This is a genomic window from Chloroflexota bacterium (genome assembly GCA_034717495.1).
Lineage (GTDB): Bacteria > Chloroflexota > Anaerolineae > JAAEKA01 > JAAEKA01 > JAYELL01.
On record JAYELL010000108.1, the window covers coordinates 45,239 to 71,597 of the forward strand.

Annotated in this window: 24 protein-coding genes and 1 other RNA gene; 6 read left to right on the plus strand and 19 right to left on the minus strand. The window is 56.0% G+C overall.

Features of this window, described 5'->3' with window-relative positions; genetic code table 11:
* Window positions 1-21: 21 nt before the first annotated feature.
* Both U9R25_19320 and U9R25_19325 read right to left on the minus strand, forming a co-directional pair.
* Window positions 22-513, minus strand: coding sequence for a GtrA family protein (locus U9R25_19320; GenBank protein ID MEA3338046.1), 492 nt, complete (start codon window positions 511-513; stop codon window positions 22-24).
* A gap of 3 nt (window positions 514-516) precedes the next feature.
* On the minus strand, window positions 517-2,010 hold the full coding sequence (locus U9R25_19325; protein ID MEA3338047.1) for an O-antigen ligase family protein: 1,494 nt from the start codon (window positions 2,008-2,010) through the stop codon (window positions 517-519).
* Window positions 2,011-2,199: 189 nt separating this feature from the next.
* Between U9R25_19325 and U9R25_19330 the strand changes: the two genes are divergently transcribed.
* Together U9R25_19330 and U9R25_19335 are read left to right on the plus strand one after the other, a co-directional pair.
* On the plus strand, window positions 2,200-2,961 hold the full coding sequence (locus U9R25_19330) for a thioredoxin domain-containing protein (GenBank protein ID MEA3338048.1): 762 nt from the start codon (window positions 2,200-2,202) through the stop codon (window positions 2,959-2,961).
* A 3-nt stretch (window positions 2,962-2,964) separates the two neighbouring features.
* A complete protein-coding gene (locus U9R25_19335) occupies window positions 2,965-3,450 on the plus strand; it encodes a vitamin K epoxide reductase family protein (GenBank protein ID MEA3338049.1) in 486 nt (161 codons plus the stop codon).
* A 108-nt stretch (window positions 3,451-3,558) separates the two neighbouring features.
* On the opposite strand, the gene mtnP is transcribed toward U9R25_19335, so the two are convergent.
* The 6 genes from mtnP to U9R25_19365 form a co-directional block, all read right to left on the minus strand.
* On the minus strand, window positions 3,559-4,437 hold the full coding sequence (mtnP, locus tag U9R25_19340; GenBank protein MEA3338050.1) for an S-methyl-5'-thioadenosine phosphorylase: 879 nt from the start codon (window positions 4,435-4,437) through the stop codon (window positions 3,559-3,561).
* Between the two features lie 96 nt (window positions 4,438-4,533).
* Window positions 4,534-5,505, minus strand: coding sequence for a 3'(2'),5'-bisphosphate nucleotidase CysQ (locus U9R25_19345; protein MEA3338051.1), 972 nt, complete (start codon window positions 5,503-5,505; stop codon window positions 4,534-4,536).
* Window positions 5,463-5,898, minus strand: a transfer-messenger RNA (tmRNA) gene (gene ssrA, locus U9R25_19350). The genes U9R25_19345 and ssrA overlap by 43 nt, the downstream gene beginning before the upstream one ends.
* A 44-nt stretch (window positions 5,899-5,942) precedes the next feature.
* Window positions 5,943-6,413: an SsrA-binding protein SmpB gene (smpB, locus tag U9R25_19355; protein ID MEA3338052.1), complete on the minus strand. Its 471-nt coding sequence runs from the start codon at window positions 6,411-6,413 to the stop codon at window positions 5,943-5,945.
* 9 nt (window positions 6,414-6,422) lie between these two features.
* The gene (locus U9R25_19360; protein MEA3338053.1) at window positions 6,423-7,850 is read right to left on the minus strand and encodes a S41 family peptidase; all 1,428 of its coding nucleotides are present in this window, start codon (window positions 7,848-7,850) and stop codon (window positions 6,423-6,425) included.
* Window positions 7,851-7,871: 21 nt separating this feature from the next.
* Window positions 7,872-9,086 carry a S41 family peptidase gene (locus U9R25_19365; protein MEA3338054.1) on the minus strand — a complete coding sequence of 405 codons (1,215 nt, stop codon included), beginning with the start codon at window positions 9,084-9,086 and terminating at the stop codon, window positions 7,872-7,874.
* Between the two features lie 312 nt (window positions 9,087-9,398).
* Here U9R25_19365 and U9R25_19370 point away from each other — a divergent pair, with 312 nt between their 5' ends.
* Together U9R25_19370 and U9R25_19375 are read left to right on the plus strand one after the other, a co-directional pair.
* The gene (locus U9R25_19370) at window positions 9,399-9,950 is read left to right on the plus strand and encodes a TlpA disulfide reductase family protein (protein ID MEA3338055.1); all 552 of its coding nucleotides are present in this window, start codon (window positions 9,399-9,401) and stop codon (window positions 9,948-9,950) included.
* Between the two features lie 746 nt (window positions 9,951-10,696).
* The gene (locus U9R25_19375) at window positions 10,697-12,607 is read left to right on the plus strand and encodes a choice-of-anchor Q domain-containing protein (protein MEA3338056.1); all 1,911 of its coding nucleotides are present in this window, start codon (window positions 10,697-10,699) and stop codon (window positions 12,605-12,607) included.
* Between the two features lie 40 nt (window positions 12,608-12,647).
* Here the strand turns inward: U9R25_19375 and hflX are convergent, their stop codons facing one another.
* The 11 genes from hflX to U9R25_19430 form a co-directional block, all read right to left on the minus strand.
* Window positions 12,648-14,009 carry a GTPase HflX gene (gene hflX / locus U9R25_19380; GenBank protein ID MEA3338057.1) on the minus strand — a complete coding sequence of 454 codons (1,362 nt, stop codon included), beginning with the start codon at window positions 14,007-14,009 and terminating at the stop codon, window positions 12,648-12,650.
* A gap of 4 nt (window positions 14,010-14,013) precedes the next feature.
* Window positions 14,014-15,174, minus strand: coding sequence for an aminotransferase class I/II-fold pyridoxal phosphate-dependent enzyme (locus tag U9R25_19385; protein MEA3338058.1), 1,161 nt, complete (start codon window positions 15,172-15,174; stop codon window positions 14,014-14,016).
* A 4-nt stretch (window positions 15,175-15,178) separates the two neighbouring features.
* Window positions 15,179-16,195, minus strand: a complete 1,017-nt coding sequence (locus U9R25_19390; protein MEA3338059.1) for a M28 family peptidase — start codon at window positions 16,193-16,195, stop codon at window positions 15,179-15,181.
* 26 nt (window positions 16,196-16,221) lie between these two features.
* Window positions 16,222-17,586, minus strand: coding sequence for a ribosome biogenesis GTPase Der (gene der, locus U9R25_19395; GenBank protein MEA3338060.1), 1,365 nt, complete (start codon window positions 17,584-17,586; stop codon window positions 16,222-16,224).
* A gap of 36 nt (window positions 17,587-17,622) precedes the next feature.
* Entirely contained in the window at window positions 17,623-18,936 is a 1,314-nt protein-coding gene (locus tag U9R25_19400; GenBank protein ID MEA3338061.1) for a CdaR family protein, read from the minus strand.
* Between the two features lie 25 nt (window positions 18,937-18,961).
* Window positions 18,962-19,735: a diadenylate cyclase CdaA gene (gene cdaA / locus U9R25_19405; protein MEA3338062.1), complete on the minus strand. Its 774-nt coding sequence runs from the start codon at window positions 19,733-19,735 to the stop codon at window positions 18,962-18,964.
* Between the two features lie 280 nt (window positions 19,736-20,015).
* Complete coding sequence (locus U9R25_19410; protein MEA3338063.1) at window positions 20,016-20,870, minus strand: methyltransferase domain-containing protein; 855 nt, start codon at window positions 20,868-20,870, stop codon at window positions 20,016-20,018.
* Window positions 20,870-21,754 carry a hypothetical protein gene (locus tag U9R25_19415; protein ID MEA3338064.1) on the minus strand — a complete coding sequence of 295 codons (885 nt, stop codon included), beginning with the start codon at window positions 21,752-21,754 and terminating at the stop codon, window positions 20,870-20,872. The genes U9R25_19410 and U9R25_19415 overlap by 1 nt, the downstream gene beginning before the upstream one ends.
* A gap of 152 nt (window positions 21,755-21,906) precedes the next feature.
* Window positions 21,907-22,953, minus strand: a complete 1,047-nt coding sequence (locus U9R25_19420; GenBank protein ID MEA3338065.1) for a polymer-forming cytoskeletal protein — start codon at window positions 22,951-22,953, stop codon at window positions 21,907-21,909.
* 55 nt (window positions 22,954-23,008) lie between these two features.
* Window positions 23,009-23,611: a zf-HC2 domain-containing protein gene (locus U9R25_19425; protein ID MEA3338066.1), complete on the minus strand. Its 603-nt coding sequence runs from the start codon at window positions 23,609-23,611 to the stop codon at window positions 23,009-23,011.
* Between the two features lie 10 nt (window positions 23,612-23,621).
* Window positions 23,622-24,281 carry a sigma-70 family RNA polymerase sigma factor gene (locus tag U9R25_19430; GenBank protein MEA3338067.1) on the minus strand — a complete coding sequence of 220 codons (660 nt, stop codon included), beginning with the start codon at window positions 24,279-24,281 and terminating at the stop codon, window positions 23,622-23,624.
* 306 nt (window positions 24,282-24,587) lie between these two features.
* Here U9R25_19430 and U9R25_19435 point away from each other — a divergent pair, with 306 nt between their 5' ends.
* Together U9R25_19435 and U9R25_19440 are read left to right on the plus strand one after the other, a co-directional pair.
* Window positions 24,588-25,631 (plus strand): deoxynucleoside kinase, encoded by a 1,044-nt coding sequence (locus U9R25_19435; protein ID MEA3338068.1) that lies wholly within the window; start codon window positions 24,588-24,590, stop codon window positions 25,629-25,631.
* The gene (locus U9R25_19440; protein ID MEA3338069.1) at window positions 25,628-26,281 is read left to right on the plus strand and encodes a deoxynucleoside kinase; all 654 of its coding nucleotides are present in this window, start codon (window positions 25,628-25,630) and stop codon (window positions 26,279-26,281) included. Before U9R25_19435 ends, U9R25_19440 begins: the two co-directional genes overlap by 4 nt.
* The last annotated feature ends 78 nt before the right edge of the window (window positions 26,282-26,359 follow it).

Consider the following 26,359-nt stretch of genomic DNA (forward strand, 5'->3'; position numbering starts at 1 on the left):
AATCTCACATCCCTTGAGTTCTTATTCGATCCCCTTGTAGGTCCAAAGCCGGTTGGCACCGTAGTTCCAGAATAATACGACACCGATGGCAGTTATCTTGGCCAGGTTATAGTCGAGGGGGTCGGCAATAACCTGGCTTGTCAATTGGTAAACCAACCAGAGCACCAGATTGTTGATTGCCAGGCCAATGATATTGACAGCGGCAAATTGGGCCAACTGTGAGTGAAGGGGGCGTTCTCGACTCTCGGGAAAGGTCCAGAGCCGATTCCAGGTGAAGTTACTCAGAACCGCCACCGTGAATGAAATGCTGTTAGCCACCAGCAGCGGCAGGCCAAATACCTTGATTAACAGGTTTAGCACCGTCAAATCGACGACCATACCGATGGCGCCGACGGTGGCAAACTTCAGGAACCGGGTCAACTCCTTGGGGCTAAGGCCAGTTCGATGGGATAACCGGTCGAGCAGGTTGTTGAAAAGTGTTTGCGGCAATCGTGTTTCTACGGAATGAGACATTGACTAAGAGTTTCCAACGGTTTCGATGGGACGCTGGTTGATTTTTGGATAATTGCCGATAAGTGGGCCGCTGTCCAGCACTGCCATGACACCCAGCATCAAGGCAAAGTGCAGGTACATGTGTTGCACCCATAGATTGTCAAACAGGTTATGGATCGTGATCTGTGCCCAGGCACCCAGCACTCCAGCACCGACAGCTGCCACGTAGCGGTCCCGGTTTGAAGCTGCCCGGATCGCGCGCCAGCCGGCGGCAACCCAGAATACCAGGTAGGCAACGAAGCCCAGCAGGCCACTCTCCGCACCAAAATTCAGATAGACATTATGGGCGTGGCCCAGCGCCTCTTGCCAGCGCGGCAGTGCGTACCGGGCATAGGCGGCGCCGTAGTTTCCGATACCCACGCCCAGCCAGGGCTGGTCTGCCCACATGGCCTTGGCTGCTTCCCAGTGAGCCAGGCGTTCGATGACGGCGAAGTTCTCGTCGGTCACCTCGATCCGCTGCACTTCGACCAATCCCAGATAGGTCTCCAGGTCGGCCAGCCGCTCAACCAGCGGGTCGGGAATCAAGTTCGCCCACCCGAATATCATACCCGATCCGAGCAGGGCAATCAGGATAACCACCAGTAATGGTGCAGCACGGCGACTGAGTGCCAAAAGGACGACCATAGTCGATCCTGCAAAGGCGATCCAGGCGCCCCGACTCCAACTCAGCAACAATCCCAGGGAGATCAGCAATGCCGTCGCGAACAACACCAGCCGCAAAACGATCCCTGGCCAGCCGTGAAGCCGCTGGCCAGCCGAGGGCGTCAGGCTCCAAATGGCCAGGCTAATGGCCAAAGGCGCGACCATACCGAGGTAGCCGGCGTAGGGGTTTGGCTGGCGGAAGCTACCATGGGCTCTCATAAAGCGGCCCATCAACACAAAAGGATCGGGGCCCGTCTGCGTTATGAATTGGTAGAGTCCGAGCAGTGCCTGGCCCACTCCCGCCAGAAGCAGCGCTGCCAGGACCCAGCCTGCGAAACGAGCCGGCAGGATCGCAACCACGCAGGTGTAAAGTGCTAACACCTGGAGCCATTTCACCAGTTCCGGAATCCCTTCCTTGTAGGAGCCTGCTCCTGGAAGGGAAAGCGCCAGCGCCAGCGCGAACAACACCAGAGGCACCGTCAAGGGAGCCCACGGAATAACCAGGGATCCCTGGGCGAATCCCTTCAGCAGCCATGCTCCCAATGCCAATAACAAGAGCAGGTCTGCACCGTCCACCGGTAAATTTCCCACGGGCAGTGGCATGGCTGCTGCAAATGGAATGGAGAGGCCAAGTGCGACAAGCCCTAGCCAGGGCCGAACCAGGATTGCCAGGGTAATAGCCATACCGATCAGAATGGCTATGCTCCAGAGTGGTGTCACCAGTGCGATAAACGCAGCCAGAATAATGGTGATCAGTCCAATTGCCAGTGGCTGCCGGTCGAACCCTGTTTCGGTCCCGAGAAGGGAGCTGTTCATTGCATTAACACCATTTCGCCCCGGGAATCGGGGCTGATCTGCTATCTTACGGTCAAAGCGATCCTTTGTCAAACGTGGCCTTCGCCAGTTCGGTCTCCGTTCGATTTTCGGCGCTTCCCCGGCTGTGGTATACTGGTGCCCGATTTATCGCGAATTGTTATTGAAAACTTGATTGAATCTGAGGAGACTATGGCTAAGAAAAAGAAGAAACGATCGAGCAGTGGACAGAGTACTGCCCAGCCGACAACGCCAACCAAGACTTCCTACCGAGACCGCAAGCGAAAGCAAAACCAGACGTGGCTCTGGGTGGCAGCAGCAGTCGCAGTGGTTGCGGTTGGCGCCATCCTGTTTTTTACCAATCAAAGCCAGGCGTCTGTGAGTGAACCGCCTGCAGCTACCGGTTTGAGCGCTGACCTGGTAGATCGGTCGACAATGGGCAGTGCCGTTGCTCCAGTGGTGGTCACGGAATACTCCGATTTCGGCTGCCCCGCCTGCAAAACCTTCGCTGAAACAAGTGGCAAGCAACTCAAGGAAGAGTATGTGAATCCGGGAGTTGTACGATTTGAGTACAAGCACTACCCCCTACCCCAACATGAACCGGGTGCAAGCTGGGCAGCCAACGCAGCCGAGTGTGCGGCCGATCAGGGTCTGTTCTGGGAAATGCACGATTTTCTCTACCAGGAACAGGGTAAGCAGGGCCCCAATACCTTCACCCAGGGCCGTTTGCGCAACATGGCGGACGCTCTGGGCTTGGATAGCACGGCCTTTGACAGGTGTTTGAGTCGCCAGGACCACGGCGATGTGATCCGTGATGACATCAACGAGGCTCGCAACCTCTTCGTCAACTCGACACCCACTGTCTTTGTCAATGGCAAGAAGGTTGCATCACCGGTGTATTCGGAGATCAAGGCTGCGGTCGACGCGGAGCTGGAAGCACAGGGGGACGGCTAGGGGATGATGGCCCAGACTCGAAATTGGCAGGACTGGCTGGAACTGATTCTGATCTTTGCAGGAATTGCTGTTGCCACCTACCTGACATACATCAAGCTATTCGGACTGGAGGCGTATTGCGCCGGAGTGGGTAACTGCGAGGCTGTGCAGACCAGCCCATATGCCGAGCTGTTCGGGATTCCGGTCGCCATCCTCGGCTTGCTGACCTATCTGGCACTTCTGGTGTTATTCCTCGTGAAATGGTTCGATTGGAGAGACCTGGGCCAGCTGGCAACTCAACTGTTTTTCCTGGTTACCCTGGTTGGTTTGCTTTTCTCCGTCTATTTGACCTATCTTGAACTCTTTGTGATCCTGGCGATTTGCCCATGGTGCGTCGCTTCTGCACTGGTCATGCTGGGCCTGTTCTTCCTGGCTCTGGCAGATGTCCTCGGAGGGGAACCGGAGTACGCCGTTGAGTCGGTGCCGGGAGAGGCCGGCCACAGACGTTGATCGGGGTTTCACCTGGCAACAGAGGCGGCGCATCGTCGATGTAAGCGATGCGCCGCCTCTGTTCTTTGCTGGGCTTTCGTTATAAGCGAGCTCGGTCCCAATGCAACGTCAGCTGTATTTGTCGATGAACAGGCTTAACTGTTTCCTGGCCTTCTCGGGCCAATAGGCCCTGTCGGTAAACAGAGCATTCTGTAAGGCGTTGCGGTAGGGGCTGGGCCCTGCGTTTGCCAGCATCCTGACAGCATTGCGTACGGAGTCCTGAGCAATTACGGCATTTTGTGTCAATATCCGTACTACTGCCTCGACGGTTACGGGCTCCTCGCTTTCATGCCATACGTCGTAGTCGGTGATATGGGCCATGATGGCAAAGCTCATCTCTGCTTCACGAGCGAGGAATGCCTCTGGGGTGGTTGTCATACCGATGATATCGAAGCCCAGTTGACGAAAGGCGTTGCTTTCGGCTTTCGTACTGAAACGGGGACCCTCGATCGTCACAAATGTGCCACCATGGTGGGCTGTTGCCCCGGTTTCCTTTACTGCGCGGAGGCAGACCTCGGAAAGGTATTCGCAGAAGGGGTTCGCTACGGCGATATGGGCGACGATCCCCTCTGTGCCCACTTTTGGATCATCGAAAAATGAAAGGCTTCGCAGGCGTGTGCGGTCAAAGACCTGATCCGGTATTACGATGTCGCCGGGAGTCAATCTCTCTCTCAGGCTGCCACAGGCGCTTACGCCGATCAGGTATTCTACCCCCAGTCTCTTGAAGCCCCAGATATTGGCTCGAAAGGGCAATCGGGTCGGGCTGATACGGTGCCCGCGACCGTGGCGGCTGAGAAATGCGACTCGTTGTCCTTCGAGGGATCCAACGATGAAGGCATCGGAGGGTTTGCCAAAGGGTGTGTCTAACCACACCTCCTCAATATTCTCGAGAGCGTCCATTTGATAGACGCCGCTGCCGCCGATCACGCCTATACGTACGGGATCCATAGGTGCCAGCTTCCTTTCTTCCAGGAGTGTGAGTGAATGACCTGGCTATTTTACTGCTTTTTCCGGGAAATGGGCAACTGGAACCGCAGCTGAGATCTACCAGAAGCCGCTTTCTTCGGTGTAGCCAGCTTCTTCGGCTGCCTCGATCGTCGCGGCAACGATTTGCGCATGGATGACGCCGTTACTGGCGATCAATCCCCACCGCTGGCGGAAATCCGACCTATTGTATACCAGGGGCCGTCCCCAGGCATCGGTGATCGTACCTCCTGCTGCCCGCAGAATGGCGTCCGGAGCGCAAGTGTCCCATTCCTTAAGGCCGGGGGCGGGATGGATGTAGAGATCGCAGACGCCGGTGCTGAGTAAACCGACCTTCAAACCCACGCTGCCGCTCGGTTGATCCAGGATGACGCCCAGTTTACGACAGACGGTATCTACCAGGGGGTCACGGTGGGACCGGCTCGCTACTAAACGCATCTGTGAGGGGGAGGTTTCGGTGGAGACCGAGAGAGCGGATACTGTTCCCTCGCGGACGACTTCGGCGAGTTCACCCGGAACGGCGCGATACAGCAAATCAGATACCGGTTGAAATACGATACCCAGTGCCGGTTTGCCGTCGATAGCCAGGCCAACCATGATGGAGAATTCACCGATCCTATCAATAAATTCCCTGGTACCGTCAAGGGGGTCGACGATCCACACCCGTTGCCGCGAAAGGCGATCGAGATCATCTGTCGCTTCCTCTGAAAGGATCCCATCGCCGGGAAAGGCATGCTGGAGACCCCTCACCAGGTATTCGTTGGCTGCCCGGTCGGCGGCGGTGACCGGGTCGTTGGTCCCTTTCCATTCAACGTCGATATTTCCGTCGTAGACGTTTTGGACCAGGACACCTGCCTCCCGGACCAGGCGTTCAGCCGTGGGCAGTTCCAGTTCCAGAAGCTCGGCGTGGTGCAATATGTTCCTCCAGCGATAGTCAACTCTGATCGTAAAAAAGTACGGGCTGACCGTGTAGATGGCCAGCCCGTGCCAGGTGGAGATGGCGGGAATCGAACCCGCGTCCGAAACATTCAACCGAGGATATACTACAAGCTTAGTCGCTGCTTTGGGTGTTCGCCGTCCGGCCGACCAGCGACGGTCTACCGTTGGATGGCTAGCAGATGAACCAGAGGGGGGCCTCTGGCCTTGGGCAAGTCCCATCTGCGTCAGACTTGCTGCATCTCAGCAGTTATGACAGCTTGTCTTGCGACCCGCGAGAACCATCGCAAGGGCTGCCTCGAGTTGTTACCCGAGGGGGCGGCTACCTTACTCTAGACAGCGAGGGCCAGTTGGCCAGCATTGCTGCGCGGAGCAAAGGTGAAAGCCTTGCCAGTGTTGGCAGTTAAAGGTTTTGCGCCTGTTTTACGAGGTAACGCACCTCGGCTTGCAATCCTGGGTCAGCCTGCCCCGTCGAAGCCGATCATCCCCATGATTACTCGAGATTATACCACGGACCGGCTGTCGCGCCAAAGTCAGCGGTGCATATCTTTCACAACCCGACGCATTTCCCGGTCGATATCCCGTTTGGCAATGGTCTGCCGTTTGTCGTATTGTCTTTTTCCGTGGGCAAGTCCCAGTTCAACCTTTGCGCGGCCATCCTTCAGGTAAAGCCGCAAGGGAATCAGTGTCCAGCCTTTTTCCTGGATCCGACCGGCCATCTTGTTGATCTCGCGGCGATGGAGAAGTAATTTGCGGTCTCGCCGGGGCTCGTGGTTTTCGCGATTGCCATGGGCATAAGGTGCAATATGAGCACCCACAAGCCACGCCTCGCCGCTGCGAATCTGGGCAAAGCTGTCTCGAAGGTTCACGCGACCGGCCCGAATTGATTTTATCTCGGTGCCGGTCAGCACGATACCCGCCTCGATCGTATCGTTGATGTGGTAGTCATAGCGGGCTTTTCGATTGGTCGCGATTACCTTGATCCCGTTATCGTCAGATTTCATTGTTTGCAGCTACTGTCCGAAGTTCTCCAGTAGATATTCGATTGCCTTTTCCAGCTGTGGGTCTCGGTCTTCGGCTCGATCCTCCAGGGATCGTTCCACCTGAATATCCGGCACCAGGCCTGCACCGTGGATCTGCTGATCGGCCGGCGTAAACCAGCGGGCAGTCGTAACGCTGAGCATCGACCCATCGCTCAACTCATGGGGCACCTGAACCGACCCCTTGCCAAAGGTGGTCTCGCCGGCCAAAACGCCACGACTGGTATCCTGTATGGCACCGGCCAGTATCTCGGAGGCACTGGCGCTGGCCTCGTTGACCAGAACGACAAGTGGGATGTCAAGGGCGCGTCCATTCCCACTGGCTTCGTAGACCTGTTCCTCTCCGTCGCTGAATCGTTCTACCAATATGGGCCCATCCTCGATAAACTCACTGGAGATATCGACGGCGGTGCGCAAAAAACCGCCAGGATTGCCTCGGAGATCGAGAATAAGCCCGACCGGCTCCTGCTCCTGCAATTCATCCAGGGCATCTCTTAGTTGGCGGGTTGACGGCGTGCTGAATTCCCCTAACCGGATGTAGGCGATATTGTTGTCCAGCATTTCATATTCGACCGCTGGAATGGATATCCGGTCTCGCTTCACGGTGATCTCGCGTGATTCCTGTTCGGGCGAACGAACTAGAAGAACGACCTTACTGCCCTTGGGGCCTCGGATCAGCTGGATGGCATCCTGCAGGCTCATGTCGGTCACATCGACATCGTCAACCGCCAGAATGATGTCGTCGCGGCGGATACCGGCTTCCCATGCCGGCTGGCCTTCGAAGGGTTCCACGATCAGGACGCCGCCATCCTCGGCCGTATCCACCCGGGCACCAATGCCCTCGAAACTGCCGTTGAGCCCCTCGTTGAAGAACTCAGCTTGCTCCGGGTTTCGCAGGAATGTGTAATCATCTTCCAGGGCAAACGTCACGCCATTGATAGCTCCGTAAATCAGAGGGCTGGGCTCGGGCAGAGTGCCGAATTGCTGCTCCAGCGTTTCAACGACCGCTTCCAGGATGTCGTCAGAAGTGTCTTCCAGATCCAGAGACTCGTCTTGCTCATACTCGGCCGCACGCAACATTCCGGTGACCAGGGCGCCCACCATTTCCGGTGTCTCTGGCAGCTCACCGTAAAAGTCTTCGTTCAAAGCATCCCAGGCCTCCCAAAGCAGATCGAATTCTCTGGGAAGATCGCTATTGGCAGTTATCCGGGGAAGGTTCATGCCCTCTGGCCCGGTCCGTTCAAAGGGCATGTCTTTCAGCGATGCAATCTGCGGTGAGGTGACTCTGCCCGTGCCGAAACCGGCACCAAAGCCGGCGAAAAAAGTCATGAACCCCAGGCCCGCGATTACGGCGAGGACAAGGATCCATTTCCAGGTATTGTTGCTATCGTTGTTTTCCATCAAATCCTCGGTATCTCGTTGTCATCCCTGCTGATTGAGCAGGTGTTTGATTGCTTCTTCAAGGGGAGCATCTCGCTCGTCCTCATGGGATACTTCCAGATCGGGAGTCAGCCCGATCTCGTTGATCTCGTGGCCATTAGGTGTCAACCAGCGAGCAACTGTCACGTGAATGGATGAACCGTCGCTGAGATCGTGGACCAGCTGTACCGATCCCTTGCCGAAGGTCTTCTCACCGATCAATTTTGCTCGTGCACGGTCTTGCAGCGCGCCCGCCACGATTTCCGCCGCGCTGGCCGTTGCTCCGTCGACCAGGATCGCCATGGGCCAGTTGGGGGCCTTGTTGCCCCCTGAAACACGGAACGTTTGTTCACTGCCATCGCTGTGGTGTTCAAATAACACGACCCCATCCTTCAGAAAGCGGCTAGCCACGTCAACAGAAGCCTGAAGAAGGCCTCCACTGTTGTTTCTCAAGTCAACTATCAGATGCCGGGCTTCCTGATCTCGCAACTCCGTAAGCGCCTGATCCAGCTCATTGGCCGTTCGATCGCTAAACAGGCTGATAGCAACGTATCCAACCTGGGGCACCTCTTCGAGCATGCGCCATTCCACAGAGGGCGTCTCAAGGCGTTCGCGGGCGATAGCCATCGTAAGCAGTGCCGGCTCGTCACCGCGCCGGATTTGAAGGCTTACTTGCTCGCCAACCGGGCCGCGTATCAGGGCTACGACATCGTCGGCGGTCATATCAGGTTGGATGGTCGTGTCATCGACCGAGACAAGGATGTCTTCCTTTTCAATGCCGGCTCTGTCCGCTGGCCGGTCTGGCATAGGATCGAGCCGGATATTTCCAGATTCGTCTCTGGTGACCCAGGCGCCAATGCCACCGAACTCTCCGCTTAGTTCTTCACGCTCCCGTTGCCGTGGCTGTGGTTCGATGAAGTAAGTGTAGGGGTCCTCGTACTCTTGTGCGAGCCCCTGGATCGCTCCGTACGTTCGATGTTGGGTATCCGGTTGGTCACCAAAGAAATCTCGTTGTAAAATATGCCAGGCTTCCCAGAAGACATCGAAATCAGTATCCTGCAGGTCGGCCTGGGTTTCCGCGAATCCAACGCTGGCAACCGACAACGGATCCCGACCCGAGCCGGTAATGAGGGCGTGGGTGCCGAAGCCCGCCAGGAAGATAAGCGCAATGGTTGCCAGAACAAGACCGGCAATGGAAAGTGTGCGTAACAGCTGCATGGAAATCAACGAAATCGAGTATGTTTTGGTTAATTTTAATCAACTGATTGTAGCATACAAGAATCGGTGGCGCAAAACACCGACCAGCAGGGCAATGCAGCGCCTCAAGTATACCTGGATGGCGAGGAAAATGGGGTGACCCAGCTTCCCGAGCGCTGCACCCTCGGTACGTCCGGACAGGCTATTTGTTCGGGAGCAGGAGAATGCGGGTGGTTATACCAGGTCTTCGTGTAGTAATTTCCGCTATATCTTTACACTTTGATGCTCCTGACTAAACGATAGGCTTTGCGAAACGGATTTGAAGGGTGGTTTATGAGCGAAATGCGTGCTGAATCCACTTGGTGGAATATGCTGGTCAAGGGAATTGCCATTGCGGTGCCGGTGGCATTGATCATCGGTGGGGCAGTGGGGTTGTTCCTGGCCTGGAATCAGGCTTCGTTGCCCGGCGATCCTATGGCGCAACGATTGCCCGATATCGAGCTGGAAACGTTGGAAGGGCAACCAATGAATCTCCAGGATCTGGCTGGACAGCCTTTGTTACTCAATTTCTGGGCAACCTGGTGCCCTCCCTGCATTGAAGAAATGCCTGCCTTGCAGGAGGCGCAGCTTGCTTACGGAAATAACGATGTTTTGATCGTGGCAATCAATCAAGGGGAAGACCGGGCTGCTGTGCAGGAATTCGTCGACAGGCATGGCATGTCCCTGCTCGTACTTCTGGACGAGCAGGGAAGCGCACGGCAATACCTGGATGTTGATTACCTGCCGACAACTTTCTTTGTCGACAGCTTCGGTGTCATCCGGAGCCGCTGGGAAAGCCTTCTGGAACGGGAGCAAATGAGACAGGGAATCCGAGCGCTGAACTGAAAATGGACCAGAGAGACCCGGCAAAGTGGGGCGGTTGGTTCATCAGGGCAGCTGCCTTCATGATTCTGCCCCACCTGCCATCGCGGCCGGTCAGGGTTCTCTGAAAATAGCTGGGAGCTCCGATCCTTGGAGCAATATCGGGATCGTTGCTGGCACGGAGGAGAGGGTTTTCTAGAAACTCGTATACTATGCGAAGCAATTTGTTGACATAAAAGATGCTGCGGGAGATTATTTCGCTCGTCTTCGGCGTCGCACGTTCGCATCTCCTCGATTCTCCGGGCTAACTCAACCAGTTTTCTTTGGAGTGTACGCAGGCAACTGCTGGATTCGTCGGTCCTGGCAGTAGGGGGTGAGCAAAAGAGCAATTTCCGGTCAGGAGTGGTAACTATGTCAAGTTCGGACCAGATACAGCCCTCCGAAGGGATATTGGGTGACATAACAGCCATAGTGTGTACATCAGAATCGGCCTCCATTAGCCCTGTTCCCGCGCCAGCGCTCTATCATTTGCAACTGCAATCCCGATTTGGGATGGAAAGCCAGCCCGGGCAAACCCGCGTCGACCCGCGCCGCTCGGCCGATTCCTCCCTGTTTATTGCTCAGTTTCGTAACCTGATCAGATGGCGCACGAATGTCTCCTGGCGAGATCCCGTGGTCCCCTCCTGGACTCAGCAGTGTTTGCTGTGTGGAATAGAATGTTATGTAAATACTTGTGCTTTATTTGTGAACTTGTGAAATGGTGCTGTTTTATGTTTCGAATTCCAGACTCCCTTATTAGCCTGCCCTACCTGTTCATTCTAACCCTTTTCCCCATCCTGCTCAGCCCGGGAACCATCAGTGTGGTGACCGACTGCAGCCGATTTGGCCCCGGTCCCGGCACGTTGCATGCCGCCCTACCGGCTGGAGGCGAGATATCTTTTGAATGTGACGGCGTTATCCTGGTGCCGGAGATACAGATCGGCTCCGACACCTCCCTACTGGCCAATGGCCACACTGTGACTCTGACGGGAGATTACCAGAACCGGATAATTTATGTCAACCCGTCGAGCGCCCTGCTTCTGGATGGAATCCGCGTCTCAAGCGGCAAGGCTGTGCAGGGTGGCGGTATCTACAATGCCGGCACCCTGCAACTGGTCGACAGCGTTGTGGCTGGAAATATGGTCGAAGGCGAACACGCCGCTGGCGGCGGAATCTTCAACACGGGCACGGTCACCCTTACGAATTCGTACATTTCCAGCAACCATGGTGGAACTGGCAGCACTGGCGGCGGTATCCACAGCGCCACGGGTCGCCTCACTGTGGTCGACAGTGTGATCGAAGGCAACCAAATCGATGCTGAGGGTTTGGGCGCTGGTGTTTACATTGACAACGGTGATGGGCTGTTTTCCAATAGCTCTGTCAGGGATAACCAGGTAGATGTGTCTGGTTATGGCGCCGGCATAGTTGTTCGTGGTGCCAGGGTGCGTTTAACTTCCAGCCACATCACTGGCAACCGGGCGCCAGTTGACGGATATGTCGGTGGAATCGCCAACAGCGGTGTGATGACCTTCACGGAGGTACTGGTTAGTGATAACCACTCTGATCAGGGTATCGGCGGCATCGCCAACGGTGGCACCATGTTCCTTGACGACAGCAACATCGCCAGCAATGGTGCGACTGCTGGCGAGACGGGGGCGATTTTCAACTCTGGTTTCATTCGAATCGCTGGTTCCCGTGTCACCTTTAATCAGTCAGCGGGCCCGGGCGCTATTGTCAACCTGGGAACCGTGTTGCTGGAGAAAAGCACGGTGGGAGACAATGCCGGTGGTGCCCTCTACAACGCGGGTTTGGCCCTGGTGACCGACAGCATTGTCGAGGAAAACGAGAGTTTCGCCTATGGTGGTGGCGGAGTTCGCAACGAGGGCACGCTTCGGCTTGAGAATAGCACTGTCCGGAATAACTTCTGCGCTCTTCCCGGAGGTGGCGTGTTCAATTCGGGAACGATTTCGATGGTAAACAGCACTGTGAGCGGCAACCGGTCTACCAGCTCAGGCGGCGGGTTTTTTTCCAGCGGAAATGCCTCGATGACCAACGGCACCGTGAGCGGCAATCTGGCGTGGCAAACGCAGGGCGGCAGTGGAGGCGGCATACAGAATGCCGGAACGCTCACATTGACCCACGTTACTGTGGCAAACAACAGCCTGGTTGGCGCCCCGGGCGTCCATCAGGCTGCCCTGTTGCCGTTACTTCTGAAGTCCTCTGAAGATGGCGATGGCGCCGGAATTTACAACAGCGGCAGCTTAACGATGCACAATAGCATCGTTGCCGGCCATCCAGATGGCGATTGTCTTGGTGCATCCGGGTCAAGCCTGACGGCGCGCTTCACGTTGATCGCAGGCCCCGTCGGGACCTGCGGCGTGTCAGACGGCCTCGATGGCAACATTGTCGGCCAGGACCCCCACCTGGGGCCTCTGCTGGATTATGGAGGAAGCACTCAGACTCAGCCACTATTCAGCGGCAGTCCAGCTATCAATGCCGGAAGCAACGGCCTGGCAGTTGATCCCGATGGAAATCCATTGAAAAGCGATCAGCGAGGCCAGGAATTTCCCCGCAATCTCTATTCCCTGGTTGATCTCGGTGCCGTTGAGTGGAGGGGCTACTGGCTGCCCCTGGTCGAGTGATCTCAGGATTCGCCATTCACTGGGACAATGCTGACGCCACTCACTGCGCTTTCGTCGCATAGGGCTGCATGCGCCCCCACAACCGCCTGGGCAACAGGCCCTGGATACGCACCCCTTCCCCGGTATGCTCTTCCTCCTGGATCAATCCGTGGGTATGCCACAGGCTGACAAGATCTCCTACGCTATAAGGGATGAGTACCTCAACTGGCAATAGATTTCGATTGAGTACTTGCTCGATCCGTTCCAGCAGTTCCTCCATTCCCCACCCTGCCGCGGCGGAGATTGGTATCGCGTCCGGGAATTGGTCTCCCAGGGACTCTCGTACGTCATCTGGATCTCTCAGTAAATCGATCTTATTCAGGGCAGTGATCAGCGGTTTGTCGGTAATGCCAATGTCTCGTAGCACCTCCCCAACTGTCAGTGCCTGTTGCAATGCATTCGGGTGTGTTATGTCAACAATATGGAGCAGCAGGTCCGACTCGGCGATTTCCTCCAGGGTTGCCCGAAAGGCAGCGACAAGCGTCGTTGGCAGCTTCTGAATGAATCCGACTGTATCACTGACCAGCGTCTCTCTCCCACTGGGCAACGCGATCCGGCGGGTAGTCGGATCAAGCGTCGCGAAGAGTATGTCCTCGGCCAGCACTCCTGCCCCGTCGCCCTGAGGACTGGCGACTCGAGTCAGGGTGTTGATCAAGGTGCTTTTTCCTGCATTGGTATACCCCACCAGGGAAACAGTATTTAGGGACGCGCTTCGTCGTCGCTGCCGGTGGCGTTCTCGATGGCTGCGCACATCCTCCAGCTCTCGCTTCAAATGTGCAATTCGTCGCCCGATCTCGCGGCGGTCAACCTCCATCTGGGTTTCGCCAGGCCCTCTCAGCCCCACCCCCCCTGCCCCACCGCGTGCCGAGCCACCACCGGCCTGCCGGGCAAGGTGGGTCCAGGCACGGGTTAGTCGCGGCAGCCTATACTCGTACTGCGCCAACTCGACCTGCAAAGCACCGTCGCGCGTCTTGGCGTGCCTGGCGAAAATATCGAGGATGAGGGCGGTGCGATCCAATACCTTCACATCCTCATCGCCGATAGCCTTTTCGATCTCACGCTGCTGTCGGGGGCTGAGTTCCTCATCGAACAACACTGCGGTGGCACCCAGAGTCGTACGCATGTCCAGCAACTCTTCCAACTTGCCGCTGCCGATGAGTGTGGCCGGATTTGGCCTGGCGATTCGTTGATAGGTTTGCCCAAGCACCCGAATCCCGGCCGTTTCAGCCAGCTGCTCCAGCTCGGCCAGGGAGTCGGCCACGCCGAACATTCCCGGCGACGACTTGAACTCGATTCCGACTAATACAGCGGTTTCTTCGGGTTGGTCGGAATAGTAGTAGCGATCCGTTTCGTTTTGTGACAAGTCTTTATAGCTCCAATGTTTGAAGGCGATCGAGTGCGGTCTCAATGGTATCAGTTTCCTGGCCCACACTGATGCGCACGTATCCCGAGCCACTGGGCCCATAGGCATCGCCTGGCGTGATGCTGACACCGGTCTCCATGAGCACCTTATCGGCGAATCCCCTGGACGTGTAACCGGGCGGCACTTTGCCCCAGATATACAGGCTTGCCTGGGGCGTCTCGGCTTCAAGCCCCATAGGACGGATGGTCTCAAGGATCATGTCCCGGCGTTTCTGGTATTCAGCATTACGGGCATCCATCCATGTCCGGTCATGGGCCAGGCCTACCGCGGCAGCATCCTGAATCGGGCGGAAAATCCCACTGTCGATATTGCTTTTCGTCTGAAGCAGCGCAGCTACGGCAACGGGATTGCCCACTGCCATGCCTACACGCCAGCCAGCCATGTTGTGGCTCTTGCTCATGGAATTGAATTCCAGGGTCACGTCCTTTGCATCGGGTACCTCCAAGGCACTGTGGGGACGATGGCTTTCGAAGGATACCTCGGCATAAGGCAGATCGGAGCAGAGCAGGATAGCATTCTCCCGGCAAAATGCCACGGCCTCTTCATAGAAAGAGAGGGGCGCAACAGCGCCAGTGGGATTATTGGGATAGCTTATCCACATCAATCGGGCACGCGCTGCAACATCTTTCGGAATGGCTTTCAGATCAGGCAGCCAGCCCAATTCTGGCTCCAGCTTTGCGAAATATACCTCTGCGCCTGCCAGTTTGGCACCCATCTGGTAGGTTGGATATCCCGGATCGGGCACGATGGCGATGTCTCCCTCATCGAGCCAGGCCAGTGCGATGTTGGCCAGCCCTTCCTTTGACCCGAGCAAGGGCAAGATCTCCGAACCTGGATCCAGATAAACACCAAATCGATCCTGGTAGTAGTTTGCAATCGCCTGTTTAAGCGCTGGTGTACCCGCATAACCGGCATAACCATGTTTCTTCGGGTCCTGCAATGAACGCTCGAGCGCTTCAATGATGAAATCAGGCGGTGGCATGTCGGGCTGTCCTATGTCCAGTCGAATGACATCGAGGCCCTCGGACTGTAGTTTTCGCAAACGGGCACCGTGTGCTGCAAATACATACATGGGAACATTGTTGAGCCGTGCTGCTGGTTGCATTATTTTAATTCTCCAAGTATTCCTGTAGGACCCGCCCTACCCGGTCGAGGCTGGAGGCTCGGATCTTGTCGGTGGTATCCTGGCTTGTTCTCAGGAAGGTGTAGTCGGCATCGACGATATTGGCTGCGGGGATGTCGCGACTTCGGAAGTCGAAGACACCATTGTCGAAACTGGGCTCCGTCTCGGGGACGAACCATCGGGAATAACCTAAACGCTCTCCGATGTCCCAGAGTTCCCTGCTTAGATCGGGGTCCGAATTCCCGTCGATCAAGAGAAGCTGGTCTGCATCGCCCGCCAAATCGATCAATACTACGGCGTCAGGTTCGGTGGAAAGGTTCTGGGCAAGGAAGGTTGCGCCAGCCGAGATCGGTTCACCTGTAAGGCCGCGGGGATCGTAATGGCCGTCGAGGAAAGCCAACCACACTTCGCTGTTGAGACTATCCTGGTCCATGATTCGGGCGAGCTCCAGCAGGACTGCCGTACCGCTGCCTCCATCGTTGGCTCCTGGTACCGGCGAGTCCCGATTTTCGATTCCCGGGTCCAGATCGGCAACCGGGCTGGTGTCGTAGTGGCTGGCAATGATCACAAGGCCTGCGTTTCCGGAACCGGTCTTGGCGATGAGGTTCTTCATTGGGATTCCACCCAAGTCGAAAGGGCTTTCTTCAACCAACCAACCGGAACGATTTAGTTCGTCGACGATAAGCTCCGAAACGGCCTTGTGCCCGCTGGTTCCGACCGCCCTGGGTCCCAGAGCAACCTGGGATCCTACGTAGCCTTGTGCGATCGTGCCATCGAAGAAACGCCTGGCTGGCGTTGCCCCGTCCGGGGTCTCGGAGGGGGATTCAAGGCTGTCGACCGCGCTCATAGTGGGCACTCCGGCAGGTTCCGGTGCAGCCTTGGGTAACAAGGCAATGACTGTGCGCCCTGCCCAATACAGGGCCAGCACCAATATGCCGAGCAGCAACAGTTCCAGCCAATTGTTTTGCAGCCATCTTGTGATGGATGGTCGATCGTTTTGCATGCCGGGAGTTTGCCTTCTATATCGTTTCAATTCTCGCTTCGTTTGCGGAACACCAGTTTGATGGGCGTGCCCAGGAAGGGATAATGTGCCCTGATCTGGTTCTCCAGATAGCGTCTGTAGGTGAAGTGAACCAGTTCTGTGTCGTTTACGAATATGGCAAAGACCGGTGGTGCCACGTCGGCCTGGGTCGCATAATAGATTTTCAACTGGCGGCCCGTTTTACTGGGCAGGCGGTGGCGATCAACCGCCCGCCTGATGACACGATTGACCTCAGACGTGGGGAGCCGAACATGCCGTTCAGCTTGAATCTTCTGCGCCACCCCGATGACTTTGTGAACCCGTTGCCGCGTAAGCGCTGAAATAAACAATAAGGGAACCCAGTCAATGAACTTGAAGTCAGCCCGAATACGCTGGGTAAACTCGTGCATGGTGTAAGTGTCTTTGACAACCAGGTCCCACTTGTTGACCAGTACCATCACTCCTTTCCACTCGTCAAGGGCATAGCTGGCGATGTGAGCATCCTGGGCCGTTACCCCCTCGCTGGCATCGATCATCAGCGCCACGACATCCGCTTTTTGAACCGCCCGCAAGGCACGCATAACACTGTATTTTTCGATTCCCCGTTCAACCCGACCGCGGCGGCGGATTCCAGCAGTGTCGATTAGCACGACTGGTTCATTTTCCCACAGGAGGCGCATGTCAATGGCATCCCGTGTTGTTCCTGGTACACTGCTGACGATCGAGCGCTCCTGGCCGATAAGCGCGTTCAGCAGCGACGATTTGCCTACATTGGGTCGACCGATGATGGCAATTTTCAAAGCGTCATCTTCCGGGTCCTGTTCTATTTCGGGAAGACGCTTGACAACCACATCCAGAAGATCCCCTGTGCCTGTTCCATGGAATGCTGAGACGGGAAAGGGTTCGCCCAAGCCAAGTTCGTAGAATTCCAGCGCTGCCAATCGACGCGCCTCATTATCTGCTTTGTTGGCTGCCAGCACAACCGGTTTTTCGGTGCGACGCAAGACGTCGGCCACATCTGTGTCGCCCGCGGTGATACCATCCCGGGCATCTACCATAAAGACAATGACGTCTGCCTCCTCGATTGCAACCTGGGCCTGCTCACGGATTTCACGCCGGAAATCGGCCGATGCCACACCGAGCGGAGCAATACCGCGGCGGGCACCTGCATCCACTCCCTCGGTCAACTCGATTCCTCCTGTATCTACAAGCGTAAATGGCACTGAGGTCCATTCGGCATCGGCATACAGCCGGTCACGAGTTGTGCCGGGAAGGTCCTCGACAATAGCCAGGCGTTTTCCGGCGATGCGGTTGAATAAGGTACTTTTTCCGACGTTCGGTCGGCCTACTAGCGCTACAATTGGAAGTGGCATTGATTTGATCGATTCTAGATGAGCACTTCACCATTTTTAGTTGCCTGGCTTGCCAGGCGTTGAACTTGGCGTCACAGGCAAAGGCGAAGTGGTGGCAATCACGGTTTGGGTCGCAGCAAGCGGAAACGACAACTCCTCGGTAACAATCTCGGAGATCTGAATCTCTATGGTCTGCGGAAGTAGGCTGGTAACAGTGACATTGTCCTGGACAACGGGCGTAAGGGCGACGGAGTGCAACCCTGGCCCCAGATCTATCAGATCAATAATGACTGCAACGAGGCCAGGTTCCATCGCCTCAAGTATCGACACTGGTCCGCGAACGATGAGATCCACTGTGTCGATTGGCAAAGTCCGCGTCAACCCGGGGCCGAGGCCCTGGATCGTGGGAACAACTTGCATGGTTCGGCTGGTGATAATCGGGTCCACCTGGATGCGCACTCCTACCCCGGGAACACCTACGACGGCCAGCGATTCTGGCAACTGCAAGGCCAGCTGAGCAGCTACATCCTCGGTCGCATTGGCGATATCAATCGGCATGGTTTCTACAAAGCCGGGAAGTTCTTCGAAGGCATCCGGGCTTCCTCGCAGCGTTACCAGGCTCGGATCGACGACGATCCCGGTAACCTGGTAACCCGGAGCCACTGATCCCGTATAGGGCACCCGGACACTGAAGTCGCGATACCCGGGCCGCTGATCGATTGTTACCTTCACCTGAACCGAGCGGGGGTCGATCTGGGTGCCCGCGATAACGGGTTCATTTCGCTGATTACGCAACGAGACGGGCTGCTGGCGGGTCAGGTCTTCTCGGGCACCGGCGATAGCAACCTCGACTACGGCTCGCTCAACTTCCTGCACCTCGCTTGGCGTGCCGGTTATCAGAACTTCGGTAGGAGTCACCATGCTTGTGAGCCATTCATAGCCAAAAACCGGAGTGCCCAGCACGTCTACTTCAACTGGTATGCTCAACGTCACTATTTCCTCGAGATTGATGACCAGGCTGTTCGGTTTGATGTCGAGGATCTCGACGTCCCCGCCAGGATAACCGGCCACCAACTCGACGCTGTGACGTCCAGCGTTCAGGTTGGTCAGGTCGGCAATGACCTGAAAATCCTCAGCCCGCAGTTTCTCGTCCCATACCTGACGAGGTGCGCGAACGGTCAGGACCACCTCATCGAGAGGATTGCCAGCGATAGAAAATGACGCGTTGGGCCCAAGCAACATCACAGGAATCGGTGTTTCGAAATCCCCAGTGATAATTGGATTTTCATCTTGAATGGCGAGAACCCACACACCGATCGCGAGGATCAGCGAGAGTACCATGGCACCGAGGTTTGCCAGTTTCCGGTTCAATGGAACATCCTCAAGGCAGTGGGCATCAAGCCCTTACAAAGTTTTGCAGGATCTTGCGAAGCCGGGAATCGTTCAGGCGGCGGACCATGCGCCCGTTCCGAACGACTGAAACGGCACCGCTCTCCTCGGAAACGACGACCGTTAGCGCATCGGTTCCCTCAGTAATACCAATTGCAGCTCGATGTCGAGTACCCAGCTGTACATCGGTGAGCTGGCGGCCGGTCAAAGGAAGAACGGCTGCAGCCGAAAGCACCCTTGATCCTCTCACAAACACCGCACCGTCGTGGAGAGCCGTTCCAGGAAAAAAGATTGTCTGGAGCAAGCGGGAACTCACCTCACCGTCCACAGGTACACCCGTTTCAATATACTCCTGCAGGCCCGTATCGCCCTCGAAGACAATCAGCGCGCCGTGTCTGCGCCGACTGAGAATACTGGTAGCCTGGACCACTTCGTCGACAAGTCGTGCTGCAGCGCTGCTGCGGCCATTCCGGCCCGGAATCGGTGTTGAACGACCGAGCCGTTCCAGAGCACGCCGAAGCTCTGGCTGGAAGATAATCGGAATAGTGACGAGCAGAGCAGGTGTTGCGTTGCGCACCAACCATGAAAAGGCTGTAAGTTGGAAGAAACTGGTGATAAGTGCTATCCCTAATGCAACCACCACAATTCCTCGCAATACCTGAACGGCGCGCGTGCCTCGAAACAGGTGTAACAGACCGTATATTACCAAAGCGACAAGAAGAATGTCAACAATGGTTTGCCAGTCGCTTAAGTGGCTGATAAGCAAGCGCAGTTCGTCCACAGTTAATCCGCGTTGGCACCCAGTGCCAACACCGGAACAGCCTGGTCAGGGTTCAATCGGTACTCCTGCAAGTTGGTGTGTTGTCAAAATATCCGCCTCGATTGCTTCACTTTCCTTTTCGGCGGGCGTCCCTTTTGAGTGCGGCAACGGTTCTGGAGAAACCCTCAGACATCACGAAAAACCAGTTCGCATAGTCTACTCTATGTTTAAAGAGGTTCCATGGTTTCTTGGGAATAGCAACAATGACTACACGAAAGGTTGTAATTTTCAGAGCCGTTGGTCAGACGCTTTCCCAGATTCCGTCAACCTCGATCCACTTCCCGGAGCACTCGACACAGAGAGCTGTAGTGCCCCTTCCCTGCTCAACCGATCCTGTGCACCTGGAGCAGCGCAACACGTCCAACCAATCCCGCTCCGCTCCTGCTACAAGCTCTCCAGCTTTCCTTGCCAGGTAAAGGTCGTAGTTCACCTGCCAGGCCTGTCTCGCCACCCGACTTGCACCCTGACCTGTCAATATCCCGGAAAATTCACTTCGGCTCCAGGCCTTGCCTGGCATTAGCGCTGTGTCGCGGCCAATGCGGTTGCTGACGACCAGAAGCCCACCCGGGCTGAGTACCCGCATCAGTTCAACAATGACCCGTTGGGGATCGGGCATGAACTCCAGGGCCTCCAGGCAGGCCACCACCTCAAACGCAGCGCTTGCAAAGGGCAACTGAGACGCATCGTGTTTGAGAAGAACTACATCGACGAGCCCGAGATCGTTCAGTTTTTTGCGGGCCTGTCGCAACATACCGCTGGAACCATCCAACCCCACTACCCGGCCTTTCGCGCCCATGGAGCGAAGCACTGCAATCGGATAACGCCCGGTGCCCGTGGCGACGTCCAGCACCAGAGGACCGCTTTCCGACTGACACCCTGTCTCATCAAACCAGGTTACCAGCGGCCGCGCCAGAAAGGCGTACTCGTCGTAACTGTCAAACTGCTTTATTCTATCATAACGAACGGAATAAAGGTCGTACAAGGCGAGCACTACCCGGGATCCGAGAAAAGTTCCCTCGGTCAACACCAAGAGCCAGTAGAAAGCCGCCACTAAAAGCGCAACAACGAGCACAAGAATCCAGCCCCACGCAGGCATCAACCGATCTCCAACGAAAAAGCGATCGCCGCCGCCATCGTCAAGGCCCACCACCAGGCCCACAGTGTTCCCGCGTTGACCGGCCCTTGTCGAGCCAATTGAAGCAAGGGTGCAGCAGCAATCAAGGCGACTACACCCGCAGCGATTGCTTGACCGGCAACCAACAGAACGCCGATCACCAGAAGAGAACCCAGTCCTGCAATAACCAGGAGAGGCGTGATGAAACCCTGGGCATTCGAGGGCACCTCCGCTTCCATCGCCGCTCCGAACCCGGCTCTTGCCAAAAGTATGAAGCCCAGAGCCATCACCCCTATCTGTGCAAAACGTCCAGCCTCTGGCCACGTTCCAGCGAGACTGACGCCAAGAAGAAAGGGCAAACCCACCTGAACCGTCGCCTGAAGCCAGGCTAACCAGGACCGCAAGCCAGCGCGTTGCGCAAGAATTCCGACCCCCACCAGCAATGTTACGGCCATGGTCATGATGAGGGCTGGCTGGCCCAGGGGCCAGGCGGCACAAATAGCCAGAATCAGGAGGGGTAAACCGCCGCGCAGCAGCGCCGACAGAGAACCGGAGTAATTCCATCCAAGGAGTCGGCCTGCGACACTATCGGATTGGGCAAAGGGAAGCCGGGGTCGTCCGGTACCAAGATTTCCAGTCCAGTCGGCCTCCGTCACAAGTTGGGACCAAAGGGCGCCCCACAACAACTCGGCCAACAGCAATGCAAGGAAGACAGGCACCACAGCCCAGTCCCGCACACGCAGGCCGCTAACCACCAGAACGCCCGCCAAGACCAGCCAGGCACCAGTTGGCCTCCATGGTGATCCTGACAGCCAGACGCGCAGTGCAACGAAGGAGCCTTGCTCCACCTTTTCAGCAGACGACAAACGGTCCAAAGATACCTCGCGACGAACTTCTACAACAAGTACGATTATACCACAGAACCCGGTGGATAGACCAAGAAACCGCAATGAAAAAGCACCGGGTAGGAGGATTCCACCCGGTGCTTCGGCAAGGTCAATTCAGACCATTGCGAACTCTACTCTTCAATCAGTTTTATGTCATCCTCTTCGACTACTGCCGGGGACTGAACCGGTGTGACAACTGCCTCGACCGGATATGGCCGTGTGCCGAACCTTGTCAACACAATTGCACCCATTCCGAAGCTCGCGATCAGCGTGCCGAAGATGAAGTCCACACAGGGTATGGAACTTACCAGAAAATAGACAATCGCCAGAACCATTGTGCCGATTGTCGCCTGCAAAACCACCGAGGGAGTGGATACCTTGAAAACAGCAAGGAGTTTGCTACCGACCACCCAACCAGATGCGATCCAAGCCATGATGGCTGCCGCCAACAGTAACAATCCTGTCAGGAGGGCTACGGGTATCAGGCAGATTGTGACCGCCATAAGGACCATTGCAACGGCACCAACGACCCAGGTCAGGATGCCGACGACCAGAGACATAGCCGGCTGGGCCAGTCCTGCCCGACCGATCCGTTCGACTCCTCTGGGCCAGATCAGTGCAACCAGTAGCGCCAGACCGCTCAGAGCAAAGACCAGGATAACACTGCGCAGGAACCCCAGAAATGCACCGAAGATCACTTGACCGGGTGACGTCCTGGGCAACATGGGCTGAAAGTCATCCAGATTCCCGGGGAAAATCGGAAGCCCTCGAAAACCGGGAAACTCCGGTGCATAATCCTCGGTCACATCACCCTCGACGACAGCGCCACCCTCACGCCTGACGTTTCCGCCGAAGCTTACCACATCACCGTCGACGGTAGCCGATTCTTCCAGGGTAACATTGCCGCCGAAGACCGCGATATCGCCGTCGATTCTACCCGCGACGTCCAGGTTTCCACCAGCAACGATGACGTCTCCAAAAACGGTAGCGTTTTTCTCGATGATGGCATTGCCACCCAGTACGCCAAGGTCACCCCTGAGGATCTGACCAGATTGCAGCGTGTATTCTCCACCCAAGACAATCTGACCGGGTCCATCTGATTGGGCCAACACTGGAACGGCCAACGTCATCAACAGTACAATCGCCAGGCTGAACGCCAACACAATCTGTTTTCGCACGATTCTTTATCTCCTCAAACACTGCGCCGCTCAATAAGCTTGCATGCTTGACTCATCAATCCCGGCCATTTCCCTCAAGCAAGTAGCCATTGTACCGTTCTCCAAAGAAAACCAGGCGGATCCACAGGATCACCGACAACGCGACTGCGACGAGCAAAGCAGCCACCACGGAGGAAGACGGCACCAAGGCCAGAAGCGCATCCTGAATTCGATCCAGGTTTCCTGCGGCCAGAGCAACCAACTGGCTCGAATAGGCAAGATACTCCACGATCTGCAGTCGCGCTTCCGAATTGACATACAGCCAGATTGCGGTCGTCGCCAGGAATCCTATCAATACGAGACTCCAGAGCGAAAAAGTACCGCCGACGAGAACCAATCCACCTAACAGTCGTTCCCGGCGCTGCTGCTCCCGTCCAATTCGTTCATCCACCCTGAACATGAATCCTGAAGCCGGACCAACGAAGGGCTCGACTTCCAGAATGTGATCGATGCTCTGCCACTTTGTCCAGCGGCTGCGGCAGCTTTCACAGCGAGCCAGATGGTCGTGGAATCTCGCGGTTTCCTCGACGTCCAGCAGTCCATCCAGCACCAGCGACATCTCGATGGTCGAACTGTGCTCAGTGTGCTCTGCCGTTTGTGCCTCGAAGGTATCTGTCATCTGATTATCCTCAACCAACTATGCCAAGGGCTTTGCCCAGTTTGAAATTGAGTTTTCGACCATTCTTGGCCTTTGTCGTTGATTCTGGTTGCTCATTTGAGTCAGTTTCTACCGGCTTGGCCGCCTGTTCCTCGAGCAACGCCGCCATCTGAATGCGGGCTCTGTGCAGTCGGGATTTTACCGCCGACTCCGTGAGATCCAGTGTCTCGGCTATCTCCTTGTAGGAGAGATCGTGCCAGTATCGCAACACCAGCGGAGCACGATAGCCGGGCTCCAGAAAATCCAGCAGACCACGCACTTCTGCGGACCGCTCGGACCGTATGGCAGCGTCCTCGGGACGCTGGTCATCGCTGGCCAGCCAGCTCAACGAAGGATTATCCTCAATGGACAGCCAGGTGAACCGGCGCCTTCGCAGCTTGTCAATACAGTGATGGGACGCTATTGACAAGATCCAGTTCCTGAATTTCAGGTTCGGATTATAGGAAGCCAGGCGCTTGTATGCCCGCAGAAACGTCTCCTGGGCAGCATCCTCAGCTTCCTGCCGGTTTCCCAACATGCGATAGGCCAGGTTATAGACCGGAATCTGATAGACCTCCACCAATCGGCTAAAGGCTGTCCGGTCGCCACGCCGCGCCTCCCCTATCCATTTCTGTTCATCATTGACAGTCACATGATGCTCCAAAACAACTCAACCAGCCAGGCACCTGCAATCCGGTGCCACACCTTCCGTTCCATCCCTGTATTTTACCATACGGTTGAAAGGGCGTGTAGGTTTCACAACAGAGCCGGAAACCAGGCAAATCCATAGCGAACTTTGACTTTTCAGGCCGCGCGCAGTATGCTAAGGCCCACCCCAATTCATGGTACCTGCAAAAAAGCAAAGGCATTCCAGCTGCGCCAGAACCGGTACCGATGGGAGCAAAGTAAAAACCGATACTGGCGGCCTTTGCCAGGCTTCTCTATCCCAGGAGTAAATGTGAACACTCGCTTTCATATCGCCATCGAGGGCCCGATCGGAGTAGGCAAAACGACGTTGGCCCGCATTCTGCAGCAGGAGATGGGTGGACAACTTCTACTGGAAGTGTTTGAGGAAAACCCCTTTCTTTCCGATTTCTACGCCGACCGGGCCCGTTACGCGTTTCAAACCCAGATATTTTTCCTTCTCAGTCGCTACCGACAGCAAAACGAGGTCATTTCTCAGCTATTGCGAAAGGATGGATTGGTAAGTGACTATCTTTTTGCCAAAGATCGCCTGTTCGCCCATCTTAACCTCTCCGGCGATGAGCTGCTGGTATACGAACGGATGCACGATGCACTGGCAGAAAGCATTCCAGTCCCGCAACTCGTGGTCAACCTGTGGGCCAATACCGATGGTCTGATGAACCGGATCGCTATCAGAGACCGGTCATTCGAACGATCGATGTCACGCCAATACATCGATGATCTCCGGATCGCCTATGAGCGCTTTTTCGTCGATTTCGACCAGGCGCCGATCCTCAATATCGACACCAGCGATCTCAACTTTGTCGCCAGCCAGGACGACCGGCGCGACATCGTCAACTTGATTCGCAATACGCTCGAAAAAGGCGCCTACCAACAGGTTCTGCCAGATGTTTCTCCCTCTATGTCCTCCGGCAGCGCGCCCATTTTACGTACGTCAGCACGGCGCCTGGGTGATTTTCAACAATTCCACCTGATATTGGACCAGGAAAAAGACTTCGTGGTCGATCTCTATCTTGACTTCATGCTTTTGACGGAGGAAGTCGGTGAATTGGGGAGGGAGCTTGCCCAACTGTGGGCTGCCCGGATCAAGAACGAAGAAGATGTAGCGGCCGGAATGGACGCCAGTGATCCCCTGGACGAGCGCAGGCAGAGTCTGAAAAACGAATTGGCCGATGTACTGGCCTATGTAATCAAGATCGCCAACGACGCCGGCATCGATCTGGAGGATGCCTACGTAGACAAGATGGATCAGAATTGGCGACGCAATTGGCCTGCGCCAGGGACACAAGCCCAATGACCGAAACCACCGCAACAAAACGTTTTATAGCGATCGCAGGCAACGTTGGTGTCGGAAAATCCACCTTAACTGAATTGCTTAGCAGGAGCTTGGGATGGCAACCCTTTCCAGAGGCCGTGGATGAGAACCCCTACCTGTCAGATTTCTACAAGGACATGCGTCATTGGAGTTTCCACTCACAGATATTTTTCCTGAGCCGGCGGCTTCGGCATCACCGCCAACTGCTCGACCACCCCACGTCGGTGGTTCAGGATCGCAGCGTCTACGAGGATGCTGAAATCTTCGCTCTCAACCTTTTCAACCAGGCACACATGGATGCTCGCGATTACCGCAGTTATCGCGAGCTCTACGAAGTGCTCACCTCGTTTCTTCCCCCACCCGATCTGGTTGTCTACCTTCAGGCGACGGTCGACACGCTGTTGAGACGGATTCGTCGCCGGGGACGAGATTACGAACAGGATATCCGGCCAGAATACCTGACCCAACTCAATGAACTATACGAGAGCTGGATCGATTCCTTTGATATGTGCCCCGTGCTGACTGTGCCAGCGGACGATCTTAACTGGGTTGACAATGGCGAACATCTGGAACTGGTCATCAAAAAGATCCAGGAAAAGCTCAGTGGCAAGGAAATCGTCGTATTCGATTAACGCTCACCGGTTTGCCTGGCTATTCTCCGCTGATCAAGTAAAAAAGACCGGAAAAGGTCTGCGAAATCGGCGGTGAAA